13 protein-coding genes and 1 rRNA gene are annotated in these 17,354 nt (G+C 43.1%); 11 read left to right on the forward strand and 3 right to left on the reverse strand.

Annotated elements, in window-relative coordinates; translation table 11 throughout:
* Window positions 1-78: 78 nt before the first annotated feature.
* From ASD40_RS11135 to ASD40_RS11165, 7 genes are all read left to right on the forward strand, one after another.
* Entirely contained in the window at window positions 79-1,035 is a 957-nt protein-coding gene (locus tag ASD40_RS11135) for an ABC transporter permease (protein WP_057303362.1), read from the forward strand.
* A 20-nt stretch (window positions 1,036-1,055) separates the two neighbouring features.
* Complete coding sequence (locus tag ASD40_RS11140; RefSeq protein ID WP_057303363.1) at window positions 1,056-1,922, forward strand: carbohydrate ABC transporter permease; 867 nt, start codon at window positions 1,056-1,058, stop codon at window positions 1,920-1,922.
* A gap of 69 nt (window positions 1,923-1,991) precedes the next feature.
* Window positions 1,992-3,647, forward strand: coding sequence for an extracellular solute-binding protein (locus ASD40_RS11145; protein ID WP_057303364.1), 1,656 nt, complete (start codon window positions 1,992-1,994; stop codon window positions 3,645-3,647).
* Window positions 3,648-3,728: 81 nt separating this feature from the next.
* Window positions 3,729-4,808: an SGNH/GDSL hydrolase family protein gene (locus ASD40_RS11150; RefSeq protein ID WP_057303365.1), complete on the forward strand. Its 1,080-nt coding sequence runs from the start codon at window positions 3,729-3,731 to the stop codon at window positions 4,806-4,808.
* Window positions 4,801-7,563, forward strand: a complete 2,763-nt coding sequence (locus ASD40_RS11155; RefSeq protein ID WP_057303366.1) for an exo-alpha-sialidase — start codon at window positions 4,801-4,803, stop codon at window positions 7,561-7,563. Before ASD40_RS11150 ends, ASD40_RS11155 begins: the two co-directional genes overlap by 8 nt.
* Window positions 7,564-7,601: 38 nt before the next feature.
* Window positions 7,602-8,618 (forward strand): sialidase family protein, encoded by a 1,017-nt coding sequence (locus ASD40_RS11160; protein WP_057303367.1) that lies wholly within the window; start codon window positions 7,602-7,604, stop codon window positions 8,616-8,618.
* Between the two features lie 299 nt (window positions 8,619-8,917).
* Window positions 8,918-9,109, forward strand: coding sequence for a hypothetical protein (locus ASD40_RS11165; RefSeq protein WP_057303368.1), 192 nt, complete (start codon window positions 8,918-8,920; stop codon window positions 9,107-9,109).
* Window positions 9,110-9,175: 66 nt separating this feature from the next.
* On the opposite strand, the gene hisC is transcribed toward ASD40_RS11165, so the two are convergent.
* Window positions 9,176-10,327, reverse strand: a complete 1,152-nt coding sequence (gene hisC / locus ASD40_RS11170) for a histidinol-phosphate transaminase (protein WP_057303369.1) — start codon at window positions 10,325-10,327, stop codon at window positions 9,176-9,178.
* Between the two features lie 169 nt (window positions 10,328-10,496).
* Between hisC and ASD40_RS11175 the strand changes: the two genes are divergently transcribed.
* Complete coding sequence (locus ASD40_RS11175; RefSeq protein ID WP_057303370.1) at window positions 10,497-13,190, forward strand: response regulator; 2,694 nt, start codon at window positions 10,497-10,499, stop codon at window positions 13,188-13,190.
* A gap of 77 nt (window positions 13,191-13,267) precedes the next feature.
* Here ASD40_RS11175 and ASD40_RS11180 read toward each other — a convergent pair whose 3' ends face one another.
* Entirely contained in the window at window positions 13,268-15,418 is a 2,151-nt protein-coding gene (locus tag ASD40_RS11180) for a 5'-nucleotidase C-terminal domain-containing protein (protein ID WP_057303371.1), read from the reverse strand.
* 141 nt (window positions 15,419-15,559) lie between these two features.
* Window positions 15,560-15,838: a hypothetical protein gene (locus ASD40_RS11185; protein WP_057303372.1), complete on the reverse strand. Its 279-nt coding sequence runs from the start codon at window positions 15,836-15,838 to the stop codon at window positions 15,560-15,562.
* 157 nt (window positions 15,839-15,995) lie between these two features.
* Here ASD40_RS11185 and ASD40_RS11190 point away from each other — a divergent pair, with 157 nt between their 5' ends.
* The 3 genes from ASD40_RS11190 to ASD40_RS11200 all read left to right on the forward strand — a co-directional run.
* Window positions 15,996-16,217: a hypothetical protein gene (locus tag ASD40_RS11190; RefSeq protein ID WP_057303373.1), complete on the forward strand. Its 222-nt coding sequence runs from the start codon at window positions 15,996-15,998 to the stop codon at window positions 16,215-16,217.
* Between the two features lie 69 nt (window positions 16,218-16,286).
* Window positions 16,287-16,676 (forward strand): VOC family protein, encoded by a 390-nt coding sequence (locus ASD40_RS11195; protein ID WP_057303374.1) that lies wholly within the window; start codon window positions 16,287-16,289, stop codon window positions 16,674-16,676.
* Between the two features lie 584 nt (window positions 16,677-17,260).
* Window positions 17,261-17,354 (forward strand): 16S ribosomal RNA (locus ASD40_RS11200); the annotation flags it as partial.

The raw sequence follows: 17,354 nt of genomic DNA on the forward strand, positions 1-17,354 counted from the left end.
CTTTTGAAAACGCTTTATAATTAACACTAGTAGTACTACTGATGGATATCCAATACGAAAATTATAAGGAGAAGAAACATGGATGCTGAAGTAATAAAAACCTCCGAACTGTTTATTAAGAATAATTCAAAGCCAGGTTTTAATAAAAAACTGAAACATATTTTAAAATATAAATATATGTATCTCATGCTTATCCCTGTGCTCATATGGTATGCGATCTTCTGTTACGTCCCGATGTATGGAATCACCATGGCTTTTCAGGACTATACGATGAGCAAAGGATTTTTTCACAGCCCGTTTGTCGGATTGAAACATTTTAAAGAATTATTTGGTGAGGAAGATTTCTGGCGGGCATTTTGGAATACCGTTATCATTGCGATTTACCGACTTGTCACACAATTTCCAGTTCCGATCATTATCGCATTGCTTCTAAACGAAGTAAGGCATCTCAAAGTCCGCAAAACGATTCAAACGATTATCTATTTACCGCATTTTATTTCGTGGGTTATCGTTGCATCCATATTTATCACATTTTTTAGTCCGGAGTCAGGGTTTCTCGCAGCAATGTCTAATGGCCATGCTGCTGATCTGCTGACAAAACCGGAAATGTTTAGGCCGGTGCTGATTTTAACGGATCTCTGGAAAGAGTCGGGATTTGCCACTGTCATCTATATTGCGGCCATGGCAAGCATCAATTCAGAACATTATGAAGCAGCTGTCATAGATGGAGCCGGAAGATGGGCACTTGTTAGGCATGTTACAATACCTGGCATTCGTAACGTAATATTTATCATGTTTATCTTAATTATCGGCAGGGTTTTGACGTGGGGATTTGACCAAGTATATAACTTCTACAATCCAATGGTCTATTCAACAGGCGACATTCTAGATACCTACATTTACAGAACCTCTATGGGAGGTAACAAATTCAGTTACGCAGCAGCGGCCGGGTTGCTAAAGTCTGTTATATGCGCAGTTTTACTAATAGTTTCAAACAGGATTGTAAAGGCATTTGGTCAAGAGAGTGTCTACTAACATAGGGAGGAGGTTAAATAGTGTTTATACAAAAAAGGTTTTCATTGGCTGATACGATCATATATTTAATCCTCGGATTATCAGCTATTCTCATAGTGCTGCCTTTGTGGAGACTCTTGGTAATATCTTTTTCCACACAAGAAGTATATATGACAGACCCCTATCACCTGATTCCAAAGAGTTTCAGTATTACAGAGTATAAGAGAGCTCTAAGCAGCATTGGAGGAATCGTAAAAGCCTTATTAAGATCCGTGGAAATAACGGCACTTGGAACATCAATAAGCATGATCCTCACCAGTTTTGGTGCTTATGCACTATCCAAAAGGGATCTTCCAGGCAGGGCAATCATATTTCGCTTAATTGTATTTACCATGTTTTTTGGCGGCGGATTGGTTCCATTTTATGTACTGGTCAAAAATCTGCATCTCATAGATACGATATGGGCGTTGGTTTTACCTACTGCTATCTCTTCTTATAATCTGATTATTATGAAAAATTATTTTGCCAGTCTTCCGCCAAGTCTAGAAGAAGCAGCGAAAATTGATGGTTATAATGATATCCAAATCCTGTTTAAAATTATTATTCCTATATCTAAGCCTGTTTTTGCTGCTGTCAGCTTATTTTACGGAGTAGCATTATGGAATGACTACTTCTTAGCGATATTATTCATAAATTCAAATGATATGTTTCCGCTTCAGGTGTTATTGCGACAGATGATTATTCAGGACTTGGTTACTGCGGAGGTAGGGGTCACGACCACGGGATCGAATATTGAGCAGTTTAAAATGGCTTGCATTTTCATTGGAATGATTCCGGTGCTTATCATTTATCCAATCATACAGAAATACTTTACCAAAGGAATCATGATGGGTGCAGTAAAGGAATAATGGAAATCCTCCACGTGGTGGATTATATATGGCATTAACAATCAATAAGTTAAAAGGGAGAGGTAAAAGATGAAAAAACGTAGTTTGATCATTCCTTTGTCTATGTCAGTGCTGCTGGCAGGTACAGTATTAAGCGGATGTTCACAAAATGGACAGCCAAATGCAACAGAAAGCCCGAAAAATTCGAGTGGACCAGCTGCAACCACCGCGCAAAAACAGAGTGAACCAGTTCCAATCCGCTGGGTGCGTGCAGCAAATGAGCAGGACCCCACAAAGGATCGTATCCTTCTGGAATTGCAGAAAAGATTGAATATTAAGCTTGAAATTGTAAGTATTCCCAATGATCAATTTGCAAACAAACTTAACCTCATGATGGCTTCTGGCGAACAATTTGACCTGGCTACGGTCGACCCCGGTAAGACATTAATCGAATGGGCCAAGAATGACTTGATTTTGCCTTATGATAATTATTTGAAAAGCGGCAAGTATCCGAACATTAATGCAATCGTGAATTCCGAAGTTTACAAAGGCTTCAAAATAGATGGAAAATCTTATTTCAAGCCGCTGGGACTTGCTCCCATGCAGTGGGGTTTTATTATCCGTCAAGATTGGTTGGATAATTTAGGCTTAAAAATGCCGACTACAATCGATGAATTTTATAACGTCGCAAAAGCCTTCAAGGAAAAAGATCCTGATAAGAATGGCAAAGCTGACACCTATGGCGTTTATACGAGGGCAGGCGGGTATGCGGATCCTTCCATTACTATGCTTAGCCAGTATATAGAAAGAGCATATGCCATAGCAGGCAGGACAGACAATTGGGTAAAACTTCCAGATGGAAACGTTACACGATTTGAAGCTTCTCAAGCTGGAAAAGATTCGGCTGCTTTCTTTAGAAAGTTAGTAAAAGAAGATCTTATTAACAAGGATTGGCTTAGCTTAAAACCGGATGGTGCCCAAGGCCCTGAGTCGGATGATTTTGGGGCAGGAAAATACGGTATAGCCGCTACCACTAAGCCTGACACATTTGTAGATAAGCTTAAGCAACTTAATCCTAATGCTAAGGTTGCCTATCTTCCACCGCTTAATGGTGTGAATGGCGTACCTGCTAACTTAGGTCATTCTGGCGGTTACTGGAGAGGGAACGTTATACCGAAGACTGCTAAAAACCCTGAGAAGGTTTTAGAACTAATCGAATATACCCTGACTAAGGAAGGCAGAGAACTAACCGAGTTCGGAATTAAGGGAATTCACTTCACAGATGTTAAAGAAGAAAACGGCCGCATCGTTTATACACAAAATAAAGCTGAAGCTGATAAAGATTGGGACACTAAAAAGAATGGTTATCTGTATCCACTGGCATGGGGTGCGATGAATTATTTTGAATATGCTTACATCCCAATCAAGGAAAAGAATTATAACTATGACGAGGCATTTAAGAACATACAGCCAATGATTACTTCAGAAATGGCAACAGGCGCATTCCCAGATTATTTTGCTACCAACGCTAAGTATACAATGGCTCCACCGTTAATGAATGTTTTTGATGAGAAAGTTCTTGGAGACCAAGGAAAACTAAGATCAGCGTTCGGAGAAGGTTGGTTGAAGGCAGTCATGGGCGACGACTTTGAAGGTGCTTGGGCTGAACTTCAGAAAAAGTGGCTGGCAGCAGGCGGTCAAGATGTTATCACCGCTGGACAGGAATACTATAAGAAAAACAAGTAACTTAAATTTTAACAGAAGAAGCCAGATGCAGGTCTGGCTTCTTCTAATTGAGCTTCCTATATGTTGAAGGAGATATTATAAATGATTTTTAAAAATGCAGAGTTATTTAATATAGAAGAAGTTCATGAACTAAAAGAAGAGGGTGTTTATGCATTATCCCGTATTCCGGAAAGAGTTAGGGCCGAGCTTAACGACAAAGCTAAGAGGGCTGCTTATTTCGGTTGTGGTACAGAAATAAGATTCAATATTGAAGATGAATTTGTAAAACTTGTATTAAAGAGGGCACCGAAGGAAGGGGCAGTACTTGATACAGGAATTGTAGAAATATATTTTGGAAGTTTCCAAGCTTCTTGGGAATATAGCCCCAGAATATTAACAACTGAAGCAATTACGGAGATTATTATCAAAAAGCCTAAACATATAAAAATTTTAGAAAGGCTTACCGAGGAACGTGGACTTCCCTTTGATCCAAACCTAGTAAGAGTGATTTTGCCTTATGATTGGAAAAACTACCTCATAGATATTGAAGGGAATTGTGCGCCTCCAAGGGCTGAGCAGGTTCCAAATCAAAGATATTTGGCTTATGGTTCTTCTATTACTCACGGAAGTTCAACTGTTGGACCTAATGCATCTTATGCCATGAGAACTGCAGAACTTTTAGAAGCTGATTTAATCAATTTAGGATTTGCCGGAGGCGCTTATATGGAAGCAGCAATGGCAGATTATATTGCAGCAAGAAGTGATTGGGATTTTGCAACTTTAGAGATGGGGATAAATGTAATTGAACAATGGAGTGTCGAGCAGTTTGCAGATATAATTGACTATTTTATTTCCAAAATAGCTTTAGCAAATAAGGACAAATGGATATTCTGCATGGATTTATTTACCTGTTATCTTGATTTTGAAAATAGCGATAAAATCATAAAGTTTAGAGAAATTGTTAAAGAAAAAGTTGCGAAACAAAAGCTGCCGAAACTTGTTCATCTATCTGGTACCGACTTGCTTAAATCTGTAACAGGACTGACAATCGACCTGACACATCCCTCAGCCTTAGGTATGGAGGAAATAGCTAGGAAGCTGAGCTATGAAATAAGTAGATACAGCAGGAATTTTAACCACTCAATAAAATCAGGATCGAAGAGAGCTTATGAGAATGATTAAAAAAATAATCTTGTTCTTATTTATATCCGTATTTGCTCTTGTTCAAATTCCGACATCTTTGGCTGGGGGAAGCCAAGTAGCAAAAGCTTCCACTGAAGATGGACCTTATTTTCAAAACATGGATTTGTACGTAGCGGGGACAGAAGGATACAACACGTTTCGCATTCCCTCTCTCTTAACTGCCAAAAGTGGGACGCTGCTGGCGTTTGCTGAAGGACGCAAAAACAGCGCTGCCGACAATGGCAATATCGACCTGGTACTGAAACGGAGCTTCGATCAGGGGCGAACATGGCAACCGCTTCAGATCGTTTGCGATGCGGGGGGCGATACGTGTGGCAACCCGACGCCTGTGCAGGATGAATCTACAGGTCGAATATGGCTGTTCGTGACCCAAAATTACAGTGCGGATACATACGCTACAATTGTGGGTGGAACGAGCCGTGGCGTGCGCACAATATGGAGCACTTATAGTGACGATGAAGGAGCTACATGGTCGCAACTGGTCAATCGCTTCAGCGAAGTGCAGGCTCCGAACACCCGATGGGACGGAACTGGTCCGGGGATCGGCATCCAGCTTCGGCAAGGTACGGCCAAGGGAAGGCTCGTGATCCCGGCCATTGATCGAAACATTCAAAGTGACGATCATGGCGTGACTTGGTACGAGAGTGGAAAGCTGCCGCCCGGCTTGGGCGAACCGGCCGTTGTGGAATTGACGGACGGAACCCTGATGCGCAACGACCGGCTGTCTAGCAACCAGGAGATAAGAAGGAGGGGAATATCGACCAGCCCAGATCAAGGGGCTACATGGTCCCCGATTTCTTACGATAATACACTGATCGATCCGATTTGTGAGGCGAGCATCATCAGGTATATGCCTTCTGACAATTTGACGAGTAACCGCATGCTGCTGTTCTCCAACCCAGCTGACACAGTGAGCCGGGACAAGATGACTGTTCGTATCAGCAATGACGATGGGCAATCGTGGGCAACGTCCAAGACGGTTTACAAAGGACCTTCCGCTTATTCCTCATTGGCGATTTTGTCTGATGGGAAAGTCTCCCTGCTCTTCGAGGGAGGCGAGTATACGCCTTATGACAAGATCATGTTTGCGGTATTCAATCTCGAGTGGTTTCAAGCCGCTGAACCGGATATGGACAATATACTGTTTTCCGACGGCAGCTTGACTCCCATGTTCCGAGGGGATATCTCGGACTACCTTCTTGCCTTATATAACGGAACCGAACAATTAACGATTACACCTGTAGCGTCGAACAAAACCATCGCAATAACGGTGAACGGTGAGCCGGCGGCGGCAGGAATACCGAAAACGATCCTTTTGGGCGACTTACAGGCCATTTCGATCGAGGCGAAGCTTGGTCAAAGAGTTCGGCAGTACACGCTTCACCTCGATCGAACCAAAGCGTCACCGGTACTGCTCATGCATTGGGATTTCGATCAAACAGATGCATTCGGCATCTCGGATTTGACCGGCAAGGGACATATCGGAGTGATGCATAACAGTGCTGAGCTTCGTCCGGGCTTGGCCGGAAATGCTTTGTATTTGAACGGTAACCGGGCAAATGTAGAAATCACGAACGAGGAAGATATGCATCCCGGTACGGATGACTTCACGTTGTCGGTATGGGTCAACCCCGAGGCGTTGTTTCAGCCCATGCATGTTTTGTATTGGTACGGCAAAGCAGGCAGTAAAGTTCCGCAATGGTGGTTAGCCGTGCATAATACCGGAGCGGTCCGCATGAACATGGCCGGTCTGCCATCCGGGAAGGAAGTAGGCCTTGCTACACAAGCGGGACTCGTCAAGACGGGGGTTTGGACGTATCTTACAGCTGTTCGGGACGGTTCAGTAAACAAAATTTACGTCAATGGCGAATTGGCCGCCACTTCCGCCAAGTTTGATATTCCAACGATGAATGTGACGAACCCCAGTGCGCCGCCACTGGTTGGTTATGATAAAGGGACGGTTGCCAACCGCGACTGGAAAGGGTACATGGATGAGTTACAGATTTACAAGTATGCCATGAATGAAGCGGATGTCCGGAAGCATTATTGGCGTATTGACAAGTCAAAACCTGTGACTCAGGCTGCTGTAGAACCAAGCGTACCGAACGGCGCGAACGGTTGGTATACCTCTGATGTGACGGTGACGCTTTCCGTTTATGATGATTTTTCCGGAGTTGCTCGAACAGAATACCGGTTGAACAGCGGGGAGTGGAAAGCTTATGAAGGAGCGTTTGCCGTCTCCACAGAAGGAATGAATATGCTGGAGTACCGAAGCGTGGATCGGGCGGGCAATTTAGAAGATTCCAAGAGCATGGCTCTCCGTATTGACAAGACGGCTCCAAGTCTAATCATTGTGCCGGATAAAACTGAGTTATGGCCGCCTAACGGTAAGTTGGTTCCGATTAAGGTGGACATCCAAGCGGTAGACAATACATCTAGAATAGCTAATATCAAGCTTGTTTCTATCACCAGTAACGAAACTGATGGCAAGAAAGGTAAGGTGGATCAAGAAGCCGATATCCAAGGTGCGGAATATGGAACCGACGATCGGACTTTTTTACTGCGAGCCGAACGTAATGGTGACGGTTCAGGACGTATCTATACGATTGGATATACGGTTACGGACCTAGCTGGCCATGTCATGAGCAAGATAGCCGCTGTATCGGTGAAACATGACCAATCCCAACATAACCAGAATTCTCAGAATGATAATGATGGGGCTGATTCGAATTGACTTGGGCGTTTATGCAATAGAGAGAGGATGGAGAAACTGTGATAAAAAAATTTGCAGTAAGTCGCGATGACGAATGGTATGAAGCATGGCCAGATGTGGCTCTGACGGTTGGCGGAAAGCTTGTTTGCGTATTCTCGCAATGCACCCACCATGGGAATCGGTCAGCTACTCGCCTGATGATCACGGAGAGTACTGATCGAGGAAGAACTTGGGGGAACAAGAGGCCATTCACTGAACTGACAAACGGCCGACCGTATTGGAATTGTGCCCGTATATCCCGGCTCCGTGATGGACGGCTCATCATTGTTGCGGACCAAATAACGAAGGAACGGGAAGGCGGTGGCCGTAATTACTTATGGATCGGTGACGCCGAAGGAACGAATTGGACGGGACCGATCGAGACTCCACTGGAGGGGATCGTTCCCGACAAGCTTTGTGAGCTCCCGTCAGGCCGATGGCTGCTGTCGGCCCACTCAGCCAGTGGGCAGTGGCTCCGATATTCCGATAATCAAGGGAAGGAATGGTCGGAACCGGTGCTAGTTGCAGCACAGGAAGGCCTGAAGCTGTGTGAAGTAAGTATCCTTCCACTAGAAGACGGCACACTTATGGCCTTTTTGCGAGAAAACTCCGGTGAAGGCTGGGATTGTTATAAAGCCATATCCTACGATCAGGGCGAGAGCTGGAGCGGGCTTTATCGGATGCCGTTACCGGGCTGCCATCGGCCTGTATCCGGTCTGCTGCAGAGCGGGCGCGTCCTAATCACATACCGGTTCATGCAGGGCGGGAAGGGGTGGCTCGGCACATGGACGCAAAACTTCTTTGCTGCTTTGACGGATCAGGAATCTGCCAAGGCGCAGGAACGGCGCGATCAGTGGACACGGATATTGCCAGTCGATTTCGACCGCAGTCCGGTGGCCGATCTCGGTTACTCCGGATGGGTACAGTTTGAGGACGGGGAAATCTATGTTGTCCAGTACATTGTGGATGACGCGCCTAAAGGGCAAATTCGGGGATACAGCCTCCGAGAGGATGACTTTTTAATCGCAGCGGAATAAATGGAAAGGCCAAACACCCAAAGAATGAGTGTGGATGAGGCGGTATCGGTACCCATTATCCATACTCGATTCTTTGTTGGATTTTATACAAAATAACCGGATTCTATGGTATGAATTGTAATCGCTTACATTAGATTACAGGATGAAGATAAGGGCAACAAAAACTTTATTCTTGATAAGATTACCTCCGATGTTTCGATAATCAAGGGAAAGATTGGTGCGGAGCCGGTGCTAGTTGCGGCGGATCCTAGTCTCAAACTTTGTAAAGTCAGTATTCTTCCATTAAATGAGGAACTCTTGTGGCATTTATGCGAGAAAAAATCTATGTCGTGCAGTACATTGTGGATGACGCCCCAGAGGGGCAAATCCGGGGATACAGCCTACAAGAGGACGATTTTTTACTTGATCAAAATCAACATAGATTCGTTGTTTCTCTTACTAAGTTGGGAACGAGTATGGAAGAGCTACGAACCATTTCGCCATGGGCGTAGCCTTCATCATCACTCGTTTTTTCATTATTTAATTCATAGAGTACAACAGCTAAACCTCCTGTGATGCTAACCTATCTGCCCCCCCCCCCCCATTTGAAACTCAACTTTAGCTTCATTAAGTACCTCACGGAGCGTTTCAATCAATGCGAAGTGATCTTCAGACGTCCCAACTGAAATCCGCACATGATTAGGGAGGTTCCAAGCTCCGCCATAACGAATAATAATTCCTTTATTCATCAGCTTTTCATAGATGCTTTTAGCGTCCGGGCCAAGCTCAACCAAAAGGAAATTACTCATGCTGCGTGTGAAATTCAATCCCATTTCCTGCAAACTTTCATATAACTCCTCTCTCCCGCGAGCGTTCATCTCACGTGTCGCATTAAGATGCTGATCATCCTTAATCGCCGCAGTAGCGCCAACTTGTGCTAATGCATTCACATTGAATGGTTCTTTGACCTGGCGAATACTATGCAAAATACTTGGGGACGCGATACCATACCCAACACGTATACCAGCTAATCCGTATATTTTGGAAAAGGTTTGTGTGACGACGATGGGGTAGCCCAAACGTACAAGCTCCAACCCATCACTATAATCATCCGCTGTTACAAAGTGACTATAAGCCCCGTCGAAAATAACAAGAACATAAGAAGGGAGCTCATCCATAAGCCGATGTAAATCTTGTTTCTTCATATAAGTGCCTGTTGGATTATTAGGTGAGCAAATATAAAGCAGTTTGGTTTGTTCCGTTACAGCAGCGAGTATATCGTCAACATCATAACGGTAATCTTCGCGAAGCGGTACTTGCACGACACGAGCACCCATTAAATTAGCCCCGAATTCATATTCGCTAAAAGTTGGAGATGGAACAATAATCTCATCCCCTGGTTCCAGGAAAGTTTCCGAAATAAGCGTAATAAGTTCATCAGCCCCATTGGTTATAAGGATTTCATCAGAAGAAAACTGTAATCTCTCCGCTATTGCCCCCCTAAGATCAACCGTGTCGGCGTCTGGGTAGCGGTGGATATCAGTCAGATAAGATTGAATGGCTGTTAGTGCCAATGGTGAAGGACCTAAAGGATTTTCGTTAGAAGCAAGCTTGGTGACCTTTTCGATACCTAATTCTCGTTGAACTTCCCAAATGGGTTTCCCGGGAGAGTAAGGCTTCATGCGTGAAAGGATACTGCGAGGGCGAATGTGTTTAATTGTCCGACTCATAATAATCACTCCTAATTCATTTTAGTAAGTCTATTTTAATGCGTTACTATAATAATACATTAACTCGTTAATGCAGTAAAGTATAAATAATCCCCGTATCCCATTTTTTGGAGAACATAGTATAATAAACGAATAAGAAAAAATTTATACTAGGGGAAGGGACTGCAGCATGATGGGGAAAAATAGATTTGGTATCCGTTCCAAGATTATGATTGGGTATATGTTCATCATTGTCTGTTTAACCATTTCATTTGTATTAGTCAATTACCAAGTGACCTCCATGCAGGAAGATAGAAATTATATCATCGAGCATGATTTTGCCGTCCATAATGAAACGAATCGTATCGAAAAATATGTGATGGATATGGAAAGCGGGCAGCGGGGCTATTTACTTACGGGTGTGCTCAGCTATTTAGAACCTTACAACATAGGAGAGTCGAAATGGCGGGAATCCTACAGTCGTCTTAGTCAGCTAAGTCGGGATAACGTCATACAGGAGCAAAATCTTTCTTCCATTAAGGCGTCAATCGAACGATGGCTGCAGCAGAGTGGAGGAAAGTCCCTATCTTCAATGAGAAATAACATTAATAACGAAACGTATTTTGATTATAATTTTTTACTTGGGAAGCAAGTTATTGATGATATACGCTCACAACTGGATCGTTTTCGAAGCGTTGAAATGGGACTTACCAAGGAAAGATCGGCGCATTTAGATGCACAGAATCAGATGCTTACTAATTCTTTATTCGTCATGCTAACGCTTGTTGTTATATTTTCAATATCGGCTGCACTATTAATTTCCCGATCTATCGTAGGCACGATTAAGCAAGTAACAAGAAGTATTATGAATTTAAGTTCATCGAAAAGAGATCGTTCTAAACGTATACAAGTTACCATGAATGATGAGGTGAAAGATCTTGCGGAAGCAACGAATCTTCTGCTTGAGAATCAAGAAGAGATGGAATGGCAGCAGCGAAAATTAACGGAAGTCGTTCATATGCTGCAAGGTATTTCGGACCTGGAAACACTCGGGAAATCCTTTATTAGTAAAGCGGCTGAGCTGTTTGATGCTTCTTTCGGTCTTTTTTATCTTCGTTCTTCCTATGAAGGCAAGGATTCTATGATTAAGTTGGCTTCTTATGCCGTCATGGGGGGAAGTGATGACATTGGGGTCCATCGCTTCCAATTGGGTGAAGGACTAGTCGGTCAATGTGCGGTAGAGAAGCGAATGTTTCACTTAACCAAAGTACCAGCTAGTTACATTACCCTATCGTCGGGACTCGGAGCGGCGCAGGCGCAAAGTGTTCTGATCGTACCCATTATACATAACAATGAAGTTATTGCTGTCATGGAGCTGGCCTCCTTTGATAAATTTACTCCGCTGCAGCTTGAGCTGCTTGAAGATATTCTCGAAGTATTAGGTACAATTGTACATAGTGTGCAAACGCGTGTTGAAGTTGAGAGGCTTCTAAAAGAATATCAGATCATGACGGAAGAACTTCAAACGCAGCAAGAAGAACTGCACATGACGAATGAACAGTTGGAGGAACAAAATCGTTATACGGAAGAAAGGTCACGAGAATTAGAGAATATTAAAGCATCATTTGAAGAACATGCGATTCAGCTGCAGCAAAGTTCTCGATATAAATCGGAATTTTTGGCGAATATGTCACACGAACTCCGTACCCCATTAAACAGTGTGCTTATCCTTTCTCAAATGCTGCAAGAAAATAAACAGGGTTCATTGACCAAAGAAGAGCAGGAGTACGCCCGTGTTATTCATTCTTCAGGGAATGATCTTCTGCATCTGATTAACGATATTCTTGATTTATCCAAAGTCGAAGCTGGCAAATTAGATATTCATGTCGGTGAAATGAATGTATCTGAGCTTCCAGATATATTGCGAAGTCAATTTGCCAAGGTAGCCGAACAGCAAAATCTCACTTTCAGCATCGTGCGCGATTCACAGGTTCCAGACATTTTTTATACGGATGAACAACGATTAAGCCAAATTATTAAAAATTTACTCTCTAATGCCTTTAAATTTACACATAAGGGCTCCGTTCAGGTGAATTTGAGTATGTGCAGCGAAGAGCAGATTAAAGAGTTTCTGCCATTGGCTAAACATAGACAAGTTCTAGTCATATCCGTAAAAGATACTGGGATTGGGATATCTCCTGAGAAGCAGCAATTGATCTTTGAGCCGTTTCGCCAGGCGGATGGAACAACGAATCGTAAATATGGAGGGACAGGCCTTGGGTTATCGATAAGCCGTGAATTAGCCCGACTTCTCGGTGGCAGGGTTATCATGCAAAGTGAAGAAGGAGTAGGCAGTACCTTCACGCTTTATGTTCCATCATTGGAGCAGGTCTATAACGAAACTGAAGCCATGCAGAAGGAAGCAGCAGCTGCGTCTTCCCCGATGATAAGTGACTTTCTGCTTAGGGATGCCTATAAGAAAGCCGCTGACCCAGCAGAGAAGAACAATTTCAGCGGAAGAAAAGTACTTGTCGTCGACGATGACGTTCGGAATGTGTTCGCTCTAAGCAATGCATTTGAGAAAGAAGGAATACTGGTTAGCGTTGCCCATAATGGACAAGAATGTTTGGAGATTATGAAGAAAGATCAAGATATCGACCTCATCCTAATGGATATCATGATGCCTGTTATGGATGGTTACGAAGCCATGCGAATGATTAGGAAAGATACCCGATTTGAGAAAGTGCCGATTATTGCCTTGACAGCCAAAGCTATGAAACAGGACAGGGACATTTGCTTGCAAGCAGGAGCCTCGGATTATATTAGCAAACCGCTTAATTTAAGCCAATTGCTATCCCTGATGCGTGTATGGCTCACCAAATAGAAAGACCTTTGACCCTATCCATTTATGGATGCGGTCAAAGGTCTTTTTATTTTATGAGGTTAATAATTAATGATAGCTTACTTCTTCAAATCCAAACGCACATCGCGACCATCGTCCTGCACAGATAGTTCTTTACCAGCGGCTTTCAGGGAATTAGCGTAACTCACCCAAGCGTCCAGCATGATGGAGCCATCTTTCCAATCCTTCACTTCACCGAATACCGTAAAGCCATCGCCGCTGCCAGTAGCCATGAAATCATTGGTTGTTACTTTGAACGTTCGGTCTGTATTAAATTTGCCATCGACATAGATAGGAGTACCATCTACCAGAGTGATTTTGGAATATTTCTCACCGAGTGGCTTCGTGCTGTCCCACTCTACTTTCAAGCCCGAGAATTGAATAGCTGGAAGATTGGTATACTTGTCCGTAACTTCGAGTGCTTTTTTGATTTGTGCAGCAGTCATTGTACCCGTAACGTTGTAATTGCCGAAAGGGAACACTTCAAACATTTTGCTGTATGTCAGCTCACCTTTATCTACATCAGCGCGAATACCGCCGATATTAGTGAAGGCGATGTCTGATTTCTCAGAAGCGCGCATGGCATCAGTAATACTATTCCCTAATTGGGAAGCGCCATCCCGATCAACTCCGCCATTGACAGCAAAGCGGAAAGATTTACGAGTTAGCGGTTCTGCAGCAACGACTTCAACCTCTCCGGATTTCGCTGAAATTTTGGCTTTATAATCTTCAACCGTTTGGTGAATCTTCGCGTCAGCTGTTGTCAGGTTCGTATATGTTTCAAGCAAGCTTGCATTTGAGGATACGACTTGTTTTGTGGTTTTGTCTACAAACAGTTGAATGTGCCCAACCGCATAAAGCCAGCTTTGAGCCTCAACAACAGGAATGCCATTCACGGTACCGGCAACACGCATATGGGAGTGACCACCAACAATTGCATCAAGGGTACCATTCCCGGTGCCTTTTGCAAGATCAGCAAGCTCGCTAATGATTTCAGCAGACTTTTGGTTTTGCTCACCAGGTAGGTGGGAGGTAACCATAATGATGTCGACACCTTTTGCACGAAGCTCAGTGGACAATTCTTTAGCCAGAGGAACCGGATTTACAAAGGAGAGGCCCTCAATGTTTGTTGATTTCGTTGTTGTTGTCGTTTGTGGCGTTGCGAAGCCGATGATACCGATTTTCAGGCCATCTTTCTCAACAATCACATAGGGCTGTGTCCAGTCAACGCGTTTACCTGTTTTATCATCGATAATATTAGCCCCGAGAATAGGGAATTTTGCTTTCTTAATGTTGTCGATTAGAACGTCACGACCGAAGTCGAACTCATGGTTTCCAATAGCCGCGGCATCATATTGCACTTGCGCCATCGTATCCATCACGGATTGACCATTTGTCGTATTGGAAATTAACGTACCTTGCCATGCGTCACCGCCGTCAACAACGACCGTTCCTTTTGGATTTACAGCACGGAAATCGGTCACGATACCGCCGAGTGTTTCGATACCGCCTTGACCTTGATTGCGCTTTTTATCGAAGCCGACTTCGATTTTACCGTGAATATCGTTTGTTGTTAAAATATCAACCACTTTAAATAAAATGGGCTTAAGTGCCTTAGCTACTTCATCACGTGTTACTTCTGCAGTAGGGTTGAAGTTACCGTCAAGGGTAGGTGTGAAAATTCCGCTGATGACGGCATAAGCGACATAAGGACGGGATTCTTTAGCGATGGAGGAGGAATCTTTGAAGTAGTTCAACACATTCTCGTTCACTTTTGGTAGTTGGCCGCCAGTTACGACTTTAACGATCAACTCAGCAAGCTCTTGACGAGTAACGGCAGCATTTGGGTGAAAAGTACCGTCAGCAAAGCCACTAATTAGTTTAGCTGCAACAGCATTCGCAACCGCTTGTTTTTGCCAATTTGCAAGGTCCGTGAACGTGACAGAACCAAGATCTGCACTTTTCAATTTGGCAGCACGGTTAATCATTGTTACCACTTCAGCGCGCGTAGCGGCATTTGCACCACGGTAGTCTGTATCCCCGTAGCCTTCAATAGCGCCGTTATCAATCGCAAGACGCATATCTGATTTCATTGAAACGGAAGAAGAGGGTGCTGCTGTTTCGGCAAATGCTAGACTGCTAGCGAAAGAGCTAGTAAGAACAGTAACAAGAGCGAGCGCTGTAAGGCGGGTGGTCAATGTTTTTTTCATGTGTTAACAATTCCTCCTTCAAATTAATAGAACTTCGGTTAATAAGCCCATCTATTAGTATAAGGGGAAATGGTAGATTTTGAGAAGTAAAGAAATTATTATTAGATGAAACAACAAAAAAAGCCCTTAACCTTCCAAAGGTTACGTGGCTTGTCGCTCTGTATAAACTTCAAAATGATAGATTGTATTGCGTGTCAGTACCCGGAAATCCATTCCGTCTCGATCTATGGCTTGAACTCTAGTTGTTTTGAAAGGTATGTACCTATTAACGCCTGATAGGATCATTGGGCACCCAACCTCAGTAGGATTCATTTCACGGAATGTTTGCCCTTGAATTTCATCAAAATCGAATCGTTCCGATCGATGCTTGGGTGTAATCCCATCCACTTCATAGATTTGAAGAAGCTTTAGTAATCTCATATTTGCACCCTCCTACCTCATCTTCTTAACTCTAGTATACACTGACTTAATATCTAAGGCGAAATCTATGAACCTAACATAAACCTAATAAAGTTCTGACACTTTCCTAGATTCCAATATATACAATTGATTCATTGATATCGGGGGTGTTGATGGGATGATGCACGCAAAAATCCTTGTTGGGGAAAAAGAAGTTCTTATGTTTTTTGAATCCATGTATCAGGATCATTTACAGATAGCGGCTCAAACCATAATGAAGCATTTATCCAATGCTCAGGTGAGAAAAGTATTTGATGATATTGGTTTGGTGAATATTACGAATAAGGAAGTAACGCTCTTCTCGCTGGATGGCGAGATGGAAACGCTTAGTATCTATTAAAAACGGTCTAGTCCAATCATGCTCTTTTCGTTACAATAGAAGGAGATGAATGGAGGAGGTTATGTACAGATGGCAGTTTTGAAAATGGAGCATGTCGGTGTAATGGTAGCGAACTTGGAAGCATCGATTCGTTTCTATGAAGATATGATTGGACTTAAGCACAAAGGAACATTGTTACATACGAATGGTGTGATTAAACTCGGTTTTCTTGGTTTTGAAGCATTAAATGAAACTGAAGTTGAATTAATAGAGGGTTATAACGCAGGTTTACCGCAAGAGGGCAAAGTTCACCATTTGGCCTTTACTGTGGATGATATTGAAGCTGAATTTACAAGAATCAAAGGATTGGGAGTTGATCAGTTGGATGCTGAAATTACGACCCTTCCGAATGGCTCCAGATACTTCTTCTTTAATGGTTTAGACGGAGAGCGTATCGAATTCTTTCAATCTACACGCTGATTCGTTAATAATCTGCTAGATAATGCAACCCTTTTACTAGAGTTGTAGTCTCCCCTCTGAATTTTCCTTCAATAGATAGAATGGAATACTAATGAACTTCAAAGGATGCAGAGGGCTGCATCCTTTTTTATTTAGACTTTTCTGTAGGAACAATTCAAAACAATTGCAATTGTGGAACATTTCTAAAGGGGTTGTAATTGGTTTCTCTGCGTGTTACATTATTCCTCGTTGCTTTGAAGCGGCAAATCACCATGAGTCATTAAATGGAACTTGCACTCAAACAACAATCTATGTTATTATAGCTTTCCTACAGAGAACGACAGAGATTGACAAGAAAAAAAGTGCTTGCAATTGATGGACGAGCTGTGGTATATTACTTCTCGCTGCTTCGGTAACACGGCAGTGAGCGAAAGAAATTGATCTTTGAAAACTGAACACGAGTGAGTAAGCACGAACGAGAAATCGTTCAAAAATGAGATTGCAAAATCTCGCTAGCAACGCAAATGAGCAATTAAGCTTTCAGATATACGGATATAATATAGGGATCTTTGATCGTAGATCAAAGTCTCTCTGCTTTGTCCACTATTATGGAGAGTTTGATCCTGGCTCAGGACGAACGCTGGCGGCGTGCCTAATACATGCAAGTCGAGCGGATTTATCCTTCGGGATAAGTTAGCG

Origin of the sequence: Paenibacillus sp. Root444D2, from assembly GCF_001426375.1 — a bacterium.
Classification (GTDB): domain Bacteria; phylum Bacillota; class Bacilli; order Paenibacillales; family NBRC-103111; genus Paenibacillus_E.